10 protein-coding genes are annotated in these 15,272 nt (G+C 39.4%); 7 read left to right on the forward strand and 3 right to left on the reverse strand.

All coding sequences use genetic code 11. The features are described from left to right. Positions 1–160 precede the first annotated feature (160 nt). On the reverse strand, positions 161–3,160 hold the full coding sequence (locus tag Q4533_RS04295; RefSeq protein ID WP_303502038.1) for an endo-1,4-beta-xylanase: 3,000 nt from the start codon (positions 3,158–3,160) through the stop codon (positions 161–163). Positions 3,161–3,895: 735 nt separating this feature from the next. On the opposite strand from Q4533_RS04295, the gene Q4533_RS04300 reads away from it, so the two are divergent. Beyond that, positions 3,896–4,591: a glutathione S-transferase family protein gene (locus Q4533_RS04300; RefSeq protein WP_102436561.1), complete on the forward strand. Its 696-nt coding sequence runs from the start codon at positions 3,896–3,898 to the stop codon at positions 4,589–4,591. 124 nt (positions 4,592–4,715) lie between these two features. Beyond that, positions 4,716–5,846, forward strand: coding sequence for a zinc-binding dehydrogenase (locus tag Q4533_RS04305; protein ID WP_303502041.1), 1,131 nt, complete (start codon positions 4,716–4,718; stop codon positions 5,844–5,846). A 122-nt stretch (positions 5,847–5,968) separates the two neighbouring features. Here the strand turns inward: Q4533_RS04305 and Q4533_RS04310 are convergent, their stop codons facing one another. Further along, positions 5,969–6,421 (reverse strand): PACE efflux transporter, encoded by a 453-nt coding sequence (locus tag Q4533_RS04310; protein WP_303502043.1) that lies wholly within the window; start codon positions 6,419–6,421, stop codon positions 5,969–5,971. Positions 6,422–6,550: 129 nt separating this feature from the next. On the opposite strand from Q4533_RS04310, the gene Q4533_RS04315 reads away from it, so the two are divergent. Then, positions 6,551–7,453, forward strand: a complete 903-nt coding sequence (locus Q4533_RS04315; protein WP_102532147.1) for a LysR family transcriptional regulator — start codon at positions 6,551–6,553, stop codon at positions 7,451–7,453. Positions 7,454–7,515: 62 nt separating this feature from the next. On the opposite strand, the gene Q4533_RS04320 is transcribed toward Q4533_RS04315, so the two are convergent. Further along, positions 7,516–9,312 (reverse strand): acyl-CoA dehydrogenase C-terminal domain-containing protein, encoded by a 1,797-nt coding sequence (locus Q4533_RS04320; protein ID WP_303502048.1) that lies wholly within the window; start codon positions 9,310–9,312, stop codon positions 7,516–7,518. Between the two features lie 531 nt (positions 9,313–9,843). Here Q4533_RS04320 and Q4533_RS04325 point away from each other — a divergent pair. From Q4533_RS04325 to Q4533_RS04340, 4 genes are all read left to right on the forward strand, one after another. Then, complete coding sequence (locus tag Q4533_RS04325; RefSeq protein ID WP_303502051.1) at positions 9,844–12,291, forward strand: TonB-dependent receptor; 2,448 nt, start codon at positions 9,844–9,846, stop codon at positions 12,289–12,291. 107 nt (positions 12,292–12,398) lie between these two features. Continuing rightward, positions 12,399–13,061, forward strand: coding sequence for a nitroreductase (locus Q4533_RS04330; RefSeq protein ID WP_303502054.1), 663 nt, complete (start codon positions 12,399–12,401; stop codon positions 13,059–13,061). 36 nt (positions 13,062–13,097) lie between these two features. Further along, positions 13,098–14,063 carry an alpha/beta fold hydrolase gene (locus tag Q4533_RS04335; RefSeq protein ID WP_303502057.1) on the forward strand — a complete coding sequence of 322 codons (966 nt, stop codon included), beginning with the start codon at positions 13,098–13,100 and terminating at the stop codon, positions 14,061–14,063. Between the two features lie 21 nt (positions 14,064–14,084). Beyond that, positions 14,085–15,215 carry a DUF2855 family protein gene (locus Q4533_RS04340; protein WP_303502059.1) on the forward strand — a complete coding sequence of 377 codons (1,131 nt, stop codon included), beginning with the start codon at positions 14,085–14,087 and terminating at the stop codon, positions 15,213–15,215. Positions 15,216–15,272 lie beyond the last annotated feature (57 nt).

The raw sequence follows: 15,272 nt of genomic DNA on the forward strand, positions 1-15,272 counted from the left end.
ATTTATTATTGAGTTCGAAGACAGAATTGTGAAGCATATTAACTAAATTGCAGTTACACAGAATCTGTTACACCCTCCCTCTGCCCGATATAAATCTTTGCTTATTTTGGTACTATTTATTAAACGAGCTTACTTATTGAGTAAATAAACACAGTCTATTTTATTCTACCGAGGCCAACTTAACTACCGCGTCGTCTAAATAGATATCAACGCCTACAGCGGCATTTGAAAAATACACCGAGAGCTCAGTTAATTCACAATCAGGGGGGGTAAATGTGCCACTCACTAAGGTCCATTCACTGTCTGACACAGTAACGGCTGGGCCTGCCTCGGTGTAAACCGCCTCTGAACCTTCACAGGTTTGCTTGATGTTAATGCTAACGTTTTCACTGTCAGAACCTGCAACTCTTATCCAACCGCTGATATCATAAGCGGTATTTGCAACTCCTCGCCCCAAAAAGTCGTAGACAGGCCCTTGCCAATCATTGGTACGTGAATTAACTAACGCTGACTTTTCACCTGTGTGAGCAAAATCAGTACTTTCTTCAATGTTTGCCCCCCAAGTTGCCCAGCCATTTATACCCGATTCAAAGGTTGAATTGGTCAATAAGTTATCAGCGTCCACAGTAATGTCACTGGTAATAGACACGCTATCGATATAAATATCGACACCAATTGCGGGGCCATCAAAATAAACAACGGCACTAGTAAGCGCACTATTTGGTAACACCAAACTACCGGTTAACTTTGTCCACTCGCCATTGGTAGCCGTTATAGCACCATGTTGAGTGTAAGATGCATCAGCTTCTTCATCACCTTCACATAAGGTTTTTAAGGTAATGTTTAACAGATCTTCATCTGCATTTTCAATGCGGGCATATGTGGTAATTTCATAAGTCTTACCGGTTTCAGCAAAAGGCTGTAAATTAAATAACGGGCCTTGCCAAGTCCCTGTTCTATCACTATGTAAAGCACTGCTATTACCTGTGTTGGCATAGTTTGTTGAGCTGGCTAATGTGCCGCCCCAAACTGACCAACCATCAGTGTTTATTTCAAAGTCGCTGTTTGTTACTAAGTTAGGACCTAGATCTTTCTTTTCTTGATGAAAAGTGACGTCATCTACATAGATATCAATACCCACTGCTGGGCCTTCAAAATAAAGTATGGCATCGCTCATCGCACAGGTAGGTAACGTTACCTGCCCCGCAATTAGAGACCAATCAGTTGAGTTAGCCTCCGTAGCGCCAGTGCCTAAGTACTTAACACCATCTGAACAGGTTGCACTAATTGTTGCTTTAACTTGAGCTAAACCTTCACTAATTGCCGTTCGAGCAAACAATTGGTAAGTTTGGCCTGACTCAACAAGACTCAAAATATTCGTTGATGGCCCTTGATATTCTTGGGTACGTGCAGTACCGACTAGACTTTGGGTTCCGGCAAATACTTTGCTTGTGGTGATTGCAACTGCTGATGTGTCGTAACCTTCCCAACCTGAAGCATCAATTTCAAAATCACTGTTAGCTAAAAGGTTATCGCCAAAACCATCAGTGTTAGGCATTAAAGCTTGTGGTCGAAGGCTTACTGCATCTAAGTAAAAGTCTTCACTTACATCAGCGCCTTCAACTGATAAAGTGGCGTTGACAAGCTCACAATTAGGTACGGAAAATGAACCTGATAATTGGGTAAACTCAGTGTTGCTGGCAACGGCTGAATTAACAACGATAGTGTTCGCTTCTTCAGCGACACATTCGAGTATTACATTTACAGAGCTTGCTAATGTTGTTTCGTTAGCTGACATCACCCAAGCTTTAAGGTCATAGACGCTGTTTGCCTTAAGTAAGCTGGTGATATCAATGCTAGCTGTCGCTTTAGCATCTTCACTTGCTGAAGATAACAGCGATGTTATTCCATTCTGTTGATATTCAGTGGTTCTCATGGCTGTTTCGTCTAAGGTTGTCCACCCGTCTGTGCCTATTTCAAAGTTACCATTGGCAATTAAGTTTGGCATCACACCTGATGCATTAGCTTCAATACCCATAAAGGCATCAGCTATCGCAAAATAAGCCGGTTTTCTTTGGTAATCAGCAGTGTATAAAAGTGGATCATCGGGCCCAAACTCGCCATCAATCCAACTGTATTTGTCTGTGAACCCCCAAACCGTGACAGCGTCACAACGGTCAACATTCATACATGCATTGACTGCACGATGGTATACCTGTTGTTGAATAGCCAGTTTAGTCACTTGGTCCCAAGGTAAAGCAGATAAACGCACATCAATTTCACTGATGTTAACGTCTAAGTCCAAATCAGCAAAACGTTGCAGATTATCGGTCATTTGCTGGGTTGATGGTGCATTTGATGCGTCTAAATGCATTTGAAAACCCACCCCGTGAATCGGGACTTCAGCATTGATTAATTCAGTTACCATGGTAAATACAGCATCAGACTTAGCATTGATGTTGTCGATACTGTAATCGTTATAAAACAACTTCGCTTCAGGAGCAGCATCATGTGCTCTAGTAAACGCATCTGCAATGTAGTTTTTATCTAGCTTTTCAAAGAATACAGAGTCACGATAATTAGCATCATCACCCATCACTTCGTTTGCCACATCCCACGCATATATTTGTCCGCTATAACGCGCTGCCGTAGCATCGATATGCGCATTAATTAATATGGTTAAATCTTCAGCTGTTACATCACCATTAACAAAAGATGGTGCTTGGCGATGCCATACTAAGGCGTGGCCTTTAAACGCTATGTCATTTTCTTCGACAAAATCGATCATGCTATCTAAAGCGTCATAATCCCAAACGTCAGAGCTAGTATTTTGAATAGATCCCCATTTACCGATATTTTCAGGTGTCACATAGTTAAATTCTTTCTTTACTATGTCGATATAGTCAGTCTCGTTATTGCTTAAAACACCATGACTTAACGCGGTACCAATGCGTTTATTTGCTTTGTTTGCTGCTTCGACTAAATTAGTCACTAACGGCTCTGGATCTGGATCGACTTCTACGGCTGGCGGAACTTCGGGTATTGGAGGCACTACGGGTGTTTTTTTGTCATCATCTGAACATGCCGACAATAATAGTAGTAAAGGGGAAACCAGTAAGCTTGTCCTGGATAATTTAAATCTATCGTTTTGTATATTCATTTATATTTCCTGAAGAGTATTGTATTTTTAATTTGTCATTTTATAAAATCACTTTTTTTATTGTGTTTACTACGAGCTAGCTATAAGTCTCATTGACTATAAGCTTATAGTAAAGTAGACCACTTGAATGTTATTAACAATTAAAATAATCTCAAGTTAAGTTGGTTAATGGTGTTTTTTTGTTTACTAGTTTGATTGTATGTAAAGATTTTTGAATCTATTTGATTGTTTTTTAGACGCTTATTGATGTTTGATGAGATCTAAACACTTAGAAGGTTTTATTTTAAATAATGTTATTTGAGCTGCTAACTTATTACTTTGACTAGAGCAGTCTGCTTTGTTGTTCGCTATGACATTGTGAATTTATATTGAAATTTTTTAAGTTTTACTTGGCTATTTCACCAAAGTTACCGTGTGCAAGTTCGTCAATTTAACGAGATGATAAAGCTGATTTTTATAGATTGAGCAAGATGTAATTTCCCTTTACTCGTTTTAATCACCCTAACCTATTTAGAATAAAACAACTTAAATATTACGGCCTTCCAGTCTTACTATTGTCTTTTAAGCAATAGTGTTCCACATATCTCCTTATATATAACCCCATAAAAACCAGTAATAATGGATTTATCTTAAACATTGCAACCCTCTCTGTTGCAACGAGTTAAATACAAGAACTTTAACTGTGTTTATTCGCCATTAACAACAATCCAGACATTAAAGATGGAAAACTGATTTATGATTATTTTGCACGGTTTTGCTGCTAGTAACTATTACAACCTAGTGAAACATGTGCTGCTATACAAAGAACTGCCATTCCAAGAAAACCTTATTTACGGTGGTAGTGAGGCGTTACTCGCAATCAGTCCAGCAGGAAAAGTCCCCGTTATCACAACCTCTGAAGGTCTTAATATTTCAGAGTCGAGTGTCATTTGTGATTTTATCGAAGAGAATTACCCTACATCGAATGATCATCAGCTATACCCTGAAAATGCTGGTGAACGTGCAGTTGTACGTCAAATCATGAAAATAGCAGAACTCTATTTTGAACTGCCAAGCAGACGATTTATACCATATGTATTTTCAGGCACCGACATACCTGAATCGGTAGCGATTGAAGTACGCCAAGTATTAAATCGTGGCGTTATCGCGTTAAGTCGCTTGGGTCAGTTTTCACCGTGGATTGCTGGTGAAAAATTTACCATGGCTGATATCTACGTTTATCACGTAAACACCATTGTCAGTGCATTTGCGTCTAGCCAACTTAACTGGGATGTACTTGCACAGGTCCCAGGTATGAAACAGTGGAATGATTCCATGAGTCAATCAGCCATTGCCCAAAGTATAGAGGCTGACCGACTGGCAAATATGCCCGAGTTTATGCAAAAGCTACAAGCTCAGATCCAAGCAGCAGAAGCGGAAAAAGCGGCATAGTCACTTAAATCATAAAAATATCTAAAACTTAAATTAGTACTTGAGTTTTAAAACGAACAAAATACAACCAATACAATAACGTTATTGGTACACCAAATTTAATTATTTGCAGGAGCAAAACCTTATGACTGATACCAATATTCAACTGACTTCAACAATCAGTGAAGACAATAAACTAACACTGGCTTTAACAAACATCGAAATGCCACAACCTTCTGCCGATGAGATCCTTATTCGCATTGAAGCTGCACCTTTAAATCCTTCTGATTTAGCCGTTTTATTCAGCGCAGCTGATATGACAACCGCGACACAATCTGGCACTGAACAGAACCCTACTATCACCGCGAATGTCCCCGCTCACTATATGCCTGCAGTTAAAACACGTGTAGGTAAAGCCACACCTGTGGGTAATGAAGGTGCTGGAACCGTCATAGCAGCGGGATCTTCTCCTGCAGCGCAAGCGTTAATGGGCAAGACCGTTGCTGTTATTGGCGGTGGCACCTATCGTCAATATATCTGTGCCAATGTACGAAGTTGCTTAGAGTTAAAAGAAGGCACAACAGCTAAAGAAGGCGCTTCATCTTTTGTGAACCCGCTTACCGCATTAGCAATGGTTGAAACGATGCGCGCTGAAGGCCATAAAGCCATCATTCATGCGGCTGCGGCATCTAACCTTGGCCAAATGCTAAACCGTATTTGTATTGCCGATGGCGTCGATTTAATTAACATCGTCCGTAAAGCTGAACAAGAAACGCTTTTACGAGATATGGGGGCAAAATATATTGTCAATTCAACTAGTGACACTTTCCTTGCTGATTTAACTGCTGCAATCATTGAAACTGGTGCAACGATTGCGTTTGATCCCATTGGTGGCGGTCAATTAACCAGTGACATCCTTAACAGTATGGAAGTTGCCGCATCTCGTGATATGACAGAACATAGTGTTTATGGTTCTGACATTTTCAAACAAGTTTACATTTATGGTGCTTTAAACCGTGGACCTATTACGCTTAACCGTAACTTCGGTTTTGCTTGGGGTGTTAATGGATTTTTATTATTTAATGCACTGGGTAAGCTCGGCACAGAAACTGTCGTCGCTATGCGTAAACGTGTCGCTGATGAAATTACTACAACATTTGCAAGTCACTACACACATGAAGTGACATTAGCTGAGGTTTTGAATTTAAAATCGATAGCTGGTTATGCTAAGCAAGCGACTGGTGAAAAGTACTTAATTACACCTCAAAGACAGTAATATTTAAGTAGATTATTTTGTAGATAAGTAAAAGCAGATACTGATTAGGGTATCTGCTTTTTTACCGTCTTATGGCAGTTAAACAGTAACTTAAGCATAATTATTTAACTAAATTTCATACTTTATGAAGATATAGAATGAGCTAACGATGCCTTTTTAGCTGCTTTATTTTTTAAGTAAAATGCTCTCAAATGATCGTAACTTAAGTTGAAAACAAATGCATAAATGGTAATAAAAATGGTAACCCCTAAATCAAGAATAAAAGCATCCCATAAGCTGATCTTGAGGATATAAGCCATCACTGGAATCGTGAAGAATAATAACCCAGCTTCAAACAAACCAACATGAATAATACGTGTTGAAAAGGTTCTTTTTTCTTTTTCACCCTTAACTATTCGGTCAAATGCCATATTAAAAATATAGTTCCAAACCATGGCAATTGAAGCGATTGTTATCATAGTTCCTGATAATGAACTAACCTCATGATCTGTAAATATAGCCAATCCTGCAATTGACATTGATACTGCTAAAACTTCAAACAAAACCGAGTGAAAAACCCTTTCTAATGTACCCATAACTATCGCTCCAACAAGCATTACTGAATAAAACAAGTAGCTATTATGACTTTTAAAACCGCTAAACAAAGTTAACAGCCATCAGCTTTCGTGATACCTTGTGGTAATTAATTTATTCGTGGTCAGATTATGTATAGTTTTGAGCAATTAAAAGTCTTTGTAACTGTGTGTGAAACGGGTTCCTTTTCCGCGGCCGCGCGAAAATTAAAAAGAGCACAATCTGGCGTAAGTCAGGCTATTGCTAACCTGGAAATATCGGTTAACCAAGAGTTGTTTAACCGTGAAAAAAACATCCCTGTATTAACGGCAAACGGTGCAGCTTTACTACCTGTAGCCCAATCAATATTGCATCAACAGCAGTATTTTGATCAAAAAGTGGAGTCCTTGACGAACAAGGATGAACACGAGTTAGTGATAGCGATAGATGAAAGTCTTGTTGACCGTAAACTGTTATCCGTTTTAGCCTCATTGGCCGACAAATTCCCTATTACAAATGTCGAAATTATCACTGCCTCTTCATTTGATATAGAAGAATGGATTCGAATAGGGAAAGTGCAAGTAGGTATCATATATGCTGATGGTGAACTAAAAGTTGATATGGATTTTTTCCTGTTGGGTCAAGCGAGGTTTTTTACCATTTCATCAAAAGATCACCACTTGGCTAATCTTGATATTGTTCAAGGAGCCGATTTAAAGCGCTATCGTCAATGTGTGCATCGTAGTTTTAAACAAAATGAACTGTGGTTTAGTTATGGTATTAGCTCAATGCTTTGGTATGCCAATACACACCAAACATTAATTGAACTAGTGCAGCAAGGCGTTGGTTGGGCAAATGTGCCAGCATTATTAGTTAAACAAATTCAATCAGATGATATTGTTTGTTTACCAGTAGCACATGAATACAAAGGCTGGATAACGCCTGTTGGTTGCTTAGTTTCTCGGCAACATCAATCAGGGCCAGTACTAAGCAGTTTAATTGCTTTATTGCAGCAACTTAGTTTTGAGGATGCTCATTGGGAAATGGCTGATTAGCCTTGTAAAACACATAACCCGCAAAACCTACTTTGCGGGTTATATGAATAAGGTCTCAAAGTTTAGAAAACAAAATCTTTGCTATCTAATGCCATCATCGAATCTACACCGTTCTGAATACAGGCGGCATGACCTTTAGCTCTTGGCAACATACGTTGGATAAAGAACTGTGCGGTTTTTATTTTCGCTTGGTAAAATGCTTTTTCAGATGTATCAGTCTTTAACTTTTCTTGAGCCACTTTTGCCATTCTTGCCCAGAAAAAGGCTAATGTAACGTAGCCAGCAAACATCAAGTAATCTACTGAAGCCCCGCCTATTTCATCAGGGTTCTTTGTTGCTTTAGCACCAATAGTAACAGTAAGTTCATGCCACTCTTTAGCGTATGCCATGATGGGTTGGATAAACTCAGCCATAGCTTGATCGTCCATATTTTGTTGGCAAAATAGCGTCACATCTTTTGAAAATGGTTTTAATATTTCACCTTGGGTACCTATTATTTTTCGCGCCAATAAATCCAGTGCTTGAATACCGGTTGTACCTTCATATAAACTGCTAATTTTAGTGTCTCGCATGAGTTGCTCCATGCCCCACTCTTTTATAAATCCATGACCACCAAATATTTGTACTCCATAACTGGTCGCTTCAAAACCAAGTTCAGACAAAAATGCTTTTGCAATTGGGGTTAATAAAGCCAATTTAGTTTCAGTTTCAGCTTTTACTGCTTCATTTTTTTCTGCATGGACAATATCAACTAGTTGGGCTAAATAAGATAATAAAGCGCGACCACCTTCAGCAATTGATTTTTGAGTTAATAGCATTCTTCGTACATCTGGATGCACAATAATAGGATCAGCTGGTCCTTGTGGATTTTTCACTCCGCTAATTGATCGCATTTGTAGACGGTCTTTGGCATAGGCTAAAGCACCTTGAAATGAAGCTTCTGCAGCAGCAACCCCTTCGCTTGCAACACCTATTCTGGCTGCATTCATAAAGGTAAACATGCACTTAAGGCCACGGTTTGGTTCGCCAATTAAGTGGCCAGTAGCAGCATCGAAATTAATCACGCAGGTGGCATTACCATTGATACCCATTTTATGTTCGATAGAACCGCAGCTCACGCCATTACGATCTGAAATACTGCCATCTTCGTTTACATTAAACTTAGGCACGATAAATAACGAAATGCCCTTATTACCTTCTGGTGCGCCAGGTATACGCGCAATAACAATATGAACAATATTATCTGATAAATCATGTTCACCTGCAGAGATAAAGATTTTTGTCCCTGACAACGAATAGGTGCCATCTTCGTTAAGCTCAGCTTTGGTGCGCAACATGCCTAAATCAGTGCCACAATGTGGTTCAGTTAAACACATGGTGCCAGTCCATGTTCCTTCAACAAGTTTTGGCATAAACTGCTGCTTTTGGGTTTCACTGCCGTGGGCTTCAATCGTTGCCAAAGCGCCATGACTTAAGCCTGGATACATGGCAAAACTATGATTCGCACTAGAAAACATCTCGGCAATGTTCATATTTAATGAATGCGGTAAGCCTTGCCCACCATATTCAGGTGATTGCGATAACGTTGGCCATCCACCTTCTACATACTGTTTATAGGCATCTTTAAAGCCATCAGGAGTTGTGACGTTTCCGTCAGTCCAAGTACAACCTTGTTGGTCGCCAATTTGGTTTAATGGTGCCACGACTTGTTCAGTTAATTTAGCCGCCTCAGCAATGATGGCATCAATCATATCTATACTTGCATCTTCATAACCAAGACCTTGGTAATGGCTTTCACAGCCAAGTAACTCTTGCATCACAAATTTAAAATCGCGTATGGGCGCTTTGTAGTCAGGCATTGTCATTCTCCAAATAATTATTTTATTTAAGGTGGTAACTGACTATTTGGATGATAATTCACACAAATAACATTTCCGAATATTCGATGCTAAGTTAACTAAAGCTATTATCCAAATGCATAATACTTATGACGATCTATTAGTAAAAATAATATGGTATTGATTTATGCTATTTAGTTAATCGAGACTGTGGGTATTTGTTCCTCAATGTAATTCCCATACCTTATACATAGACTGAGCCCTGCCTGTATTCCTTACATGAATAGTAATCTATTAAAACAATTGATTGGATAAATACAGAAACTCCACATAGCATGATTTGGCGTTTAAACGTTCATAAAAGTGGTAGTTAGTTATATTCAGAAGCTTAGGTTAGCTTCTAATTTATTCCCTTGCAGTTATTGAATAACGCAAATAAAAACTAGATGTTTACTGGTTATTAATAGAGCACTCAAGTGTCACAAATAACTTAAGTAAATCAGTTTGTTGACAAGGTTACTTAATAACTATTAGTCATTATTGGGGATAAATATGAATGTAAAAACAGTACAAATCTTTAAGCACTCTTTAACCGCGTTAGCCGTTTGTGGGGTACTTAATTCATCGGCTATTGCTGAAGAAGTAAACACCAACTCAGAAGAAAAAGATGATATCGAAGTCATCTATGTCACAGCCTCTAAACGCCTAAAAAGCCTGCAAGAGTCACCAGTGGCGGTAACCGTAGTCGACGGCGCTGCAATTAAACAGTCAAATACGCTTGATATTAACGATCTACAAACATTGGTGCCCACTTTACGGGTTACGCCATTACAGCGCTCTACCAATACTAACTTCTTAATTCGTGGATTTGGTAATGGCACCAATAATACCGGGATTGAGCCATCGGTTGGTGTGTTCATTGATGGTGTCTACCGCTCCCGCGCAGCGGCGCAAATAGGTGACTTACCGCGAGTTCAACAAATAGAAGTGCTCAGTGGCCCCCAAAGTACCTTATTTGGTAAAAATGCATCTGCTGGTGTGATCAGCGTAACTACCATGGAACCTTCATATGATTTAGAAGGCATGGTTGAATTAGGCTATGGCAATTACAATCAACAAATAGTTAAAGGCTATATAACTAATGGGCTCTCTGATACGTTTGCCGTGAGTTTATCGGGCGGTTATAACGCTCGCAATGGTTATGCTGAAAGTATTGTTGGTCTGTCAGATGTTAATGACCGCGACCGTTGGAACATTCGAGGGCAAGCTTTATATGAACCCACTGAAGATGTTAAATTTCGCTTAATAGCCGACTATAGCGAAATTCAAGAGGCCTGCCGCGCTGTTGAAGATTCAATTAATGGTCCTACTACTGCTGCCGTTCGCGCATTAGGTGGCATTGTTATCGACGAAAATGATTCATTTTCTTATCAATCTGCACTTAATTCAAACCCTGACAATAATGTCGAAGATGGCGGTGCCTCACTACAAATTGACGTTGATTTTGATGGTTTTGCATTAACGTCAATCAGTGCTTATCGCAGTAATGATTCAGGATTTAAGAATGATGTTGATTACACGTCTTTAGATATTCTCACTGAAGGTGGTCACACAGAAATAGAAACCGTCACTCAAGAGTTGCGCTTAACTTCAACAGGCGAGCGAGACTTTGAATGGATGGTCGGTGCCTATCTGTTCCATGAAGAAGTGATTACTGGCGATACTTTATATTACGGTAATGATATTCGAAACTACTTTGATGTATTAACCGCTGCAGGCGGTGCCCCAGGGTTATTAGCAGGTGTTGAAGGAGTATATGGTCTTGAACCAGGAACATTTTTTTCAAACACCTCAGCCGTTAACTCAGAGTTTGAACAAAAAAATGATGCCTATTCTCTGTTCGCAAGCTTTGATTACCATATCACTGAACAGCTAACGGCTATTTTTGGTGTCAGTTATATTAATGACCAAAAAGACATCACCATAGAACAAACTAATACTGATGTATTTTCTGCAATTGATTTAGATAATGATCTTACCTTGTTTGGTGTGCCCATTGGTTCGATCCCCCAACTAGCTCCTGCAGTTCCAGTATTGAAAGGCTTACAATTTTTACCGCCAATGATGGAATTACCTAACGTGGTAGAAAACCATAAAACAGATGACAGCAAAACCACCTGGTCATTTCGCCTAGCCTACGAAATCAACAATAACGTCAATATATTTGCCACAGCTGCAACAGGCTTTAAAGCAACGTCATGGAATTTGTCCCGTTATAGTAGCCCTTTTGCATCAGATCAAGAGGCATTAGAAACTGCCGGTATTTCACAACCTAACCAAGCTTATGGCGGACGTTATGCCTCTCCTGAAGAAGCTACCGTTTACGAGCTTGGTATTAAAACACGTTTTGAAAATGGCGCTTTTAATGCCACATTTTTTGATCAAACTATTGAAGGATTTCAATCATCTATCTTTATCGGTACTGGATTTGTGCTAGCTAATGCAGGTAAGCAAAGTACTCAAGGGATTGAATTTGACTCCAAATATAATTTAAACAGTGATTGGTCAATCACCTTTGCTGGGACTTACCTTGACCCTGTTTATGATTCCTTTGTTGGCGCATCAGGTTTAGACGGGCCTGTGGATTTATCCGGTGAAAAACCAGCTGGTATCTCTGAGTTAAGCCTGACAGCAGGACTTGCTTATAATTATGAAATCGGTGAGGACATATATGGCTACGCTAGAGTTGATTACTTATATGAAAGTGACACTAAATTAGCTGAAAACGTGCCTGATTCATTAACTCGCGAAGTTAATACCGTTAATGCCAGCACCGGATTAGCCTTTGGCAATGGTATCAATCTACAGCTTTGGGTACGTAATTTAACCAACGACGAATACTTATTGTCAGCATTCCCGCCTCCGATTCAAGCAGGTAGTTTTAATGGCTACCCAAATCAACCTCGTACTTTCGGTGCTAACATTTCATATGAGCTTTAGTTAAGAGAAAGCCAATAGTGACAATGACTTACATTGTCGCTGTTGGCTTTAACCTTTAACGCAATTAATAACACTCTACATTTTTATACTAAGTAAAGAGTAAGCAAATGCCTATTGAAACGATTTTAAAACAACGCTATTCAGCACGTGCGTTTTTGAATAAGCCTGTACCACAAGAAACCTTAAAACACATTTTTGAAACGGTGCAATTATCCCCTTCCAATTGTAATGTTCAACCTTGGCAAGCCTGTGTGGTGTCGGGAAAAACAAAACACAAATTACAACATCAATTCATGGAATTATTAATGAGCGGCGCCAAGCCAAACCCAGACTTTAACTGGACGGCACAATACAGTGGCGTACACCGCGAGCGTCAGTTTGGATCAGCAAATGCGCTTTACACCGAATTAGGCATAGCCAGAGAAGATAAGAAAGCGCGTCAAATAGCAATGCTGCGTAACTGGCAATTCTTTGATGCTCCCCATGCGGTATTTTTTACCATGGATAAATATTTAGACATTATGGGTGCAGTAGATTTAGGTATTTACGCGCAAACACTTTCATTAGTTCTTGCTCAGCATGGCATATCAAATTGTATGCAAGGTGCCTTAGGTCAATTTCCTGATCCTGTGCGAGAAGCATTAAACCTACCTGAGGAACGCGGCATCTTATTTGGCATGTCTTTTGGCTTTGCTGATGACACTAATCCTGTAAATAAAACCAGAACAGACAGAGAGTTAATCGATAATGCAGTCAGTTTTTTCGAATAAATGCCTTTTTATATATGACATTAAAAGAGAATCAACATGCAGTTGGATCATAAGTTTGCGTTAATAGATCAGACCAACATTCACTATGTTGAATCGAATCTTGTATCAGGCACAGAAGCAAAGCCAACGATCATTTTCCTTCATGGTTTTCCTGAATATTGGGGCGTTTGGCGTAAGCAATTAAGTTATTTCGCTGAAAATTATCGGGTTATAGCGCCTGATTTACCTGGGTACAACTTAAGTGATAAACCTACTGAAGTTGATTTTTACTCTGTCCCCAATTTAATCGCTTTCTTTTCAAAGTTTATTAAACACATTAGCCCAAATAGCGCAGTGATTTTAGTTGCCCATGATTGGGGCGGCGCCATCGCTTGGCCCCTTGCAGCCTTTCATCCACAACTAATATGTAAACTGATTATTTTGAATGCCGCGCATCCAAGTACCTTCACCCGAGAAATGGTTAACAACCCACTACAACGCCAAAAGAGTACCTATATTCATGACTTAATTAGTCAAAATGCAGAGCATTTATTACAGCAAAATAACTATCAATACCTAGCTGAGAACATCATGGTAAGTGCTTATAAAAGTACATTTAGTAATAAAACCAAAGCTGAGTACCGTCAGGTTTGGAGTCAACAAGGCGGCATTAATGGCATGCTGCAATATTACCGTGCAATGCCGCAATTAGCGGCAAAAGAAAACACTAATCATTCAGCGCTAAAACAACAAAATAACTGCTCGTCAAAAAGTGAAGACTCGGGTCAATTGAGTCCAATTAAAGACATCGCGACAATAAAAATACCCAATATACGTATTAACCTTCCAACGCTTATTTTATGGGGTGAACGAGACCAAGCCTTTGTTAATGAGAATCTTACCGATATTAACCAATACGTTCCGGATTGCACCATAGTGCGTTTCAAAAATTGCAGTCACTGGTTACAACACGAAAGACCTGCAGAGATAAACCACGTCATGAATCATTTTATTAATACATAATCACAAAAATAAAGGCTTGTTATGACCCAATCACAAACGTTAACCCACAGTGCATTTGTTTTTGAAGTTTCAAAATCAAATTTAATCCAAACCCGAGTAGTACCACTTAATATTGAACAGCCTTTAGCTGAAAATGAATTACTGCTGAAAGTAGATAAATTTGCTCTTACAGCAAACAACATTAGTTACGGCGTCACCGGAGATGCTTTAGGTTATTGGCGATTTTTCCCAACGGCAAATAGCACTGAGCAAGGCCAATGGGGGCGACTCCCAGTAATGGGCTATGCAGATGTTATTGCTTCAAATTGCCAACATATTAAAGTGGGAGAAAGGCTTTGGGGATTTATGCCAATGGCGACTCATTTAACCGTTATTGCTGGCAATATCGCTACAACGGGATTTTCTGATATAAATCCATGCCGAGAAGGTCTTTCACCTGTTTACAGTCGCTTTGATCGGGTTAATACTAATCCTTATTATCAGATAAATAACGAAGAATTTGATATTTTACTTCGAGGTTTATTTACCACTTCATGGTTAGTTGATGACTTTATGTTTGATAATAATTACTTTGACGCAGCTCAATACCTCATCACCAGTGCATCAAGTAAAACCAGCATTGCCCTGGCCTTTTCAATTAAAGACAGAGGCGAACGCCCTGCTATTGGTATCACCTCTGAATCTAATCGTAAATTTGTTGAGTCATTAGCTTGTTATGATCAAGTTGTCAGCTACCAACAAATAGCGTCACTCGACAGCGGTGTCACATCAATTTTAGTTGATATGGCTGGCGGTCAATCAACACTTTCAGCAATACATTACCACTTTGCAGACTCACTGCGTTATTCGTGTCGAATAGGGGCAACTCATCACCAAGATATTGATATCTCGGATGGTTTTAACGTTGCTAGCTTGCCGGGCGCAAAACCAGAGTTCTTTTTTGCACCAAACCAGCTTAAAAAACGTGCTGCAGAATATGGTGCCACCGAAATGATGAACCAGATGAATTTAGCATTACTGCGTTACATTGAGTTTTGCCGTGTGAACATAACCATCAACACAACTCATAACGTTACTGAATTAGATGCCATTTACCAACAAGTATTAGCAGGTAAAGCCGATGCATCTGTGGGCCAAATTGTTTCTTGGTAATTAATAATATCAATTAATTTAAATTGGCCAGCAGCAAGGTCTGTTAAACCTGAGGTT

It is taken from the genome of Shewanella sp. 6_MG-2023 (assembly GCF_030547195.1).
Classification (GTDB): domain Bacteria; phylum Pseudomonadota; class Gammaproteobacteria; order Enterobacterales; family Shewanellaceae; genus Shewanella.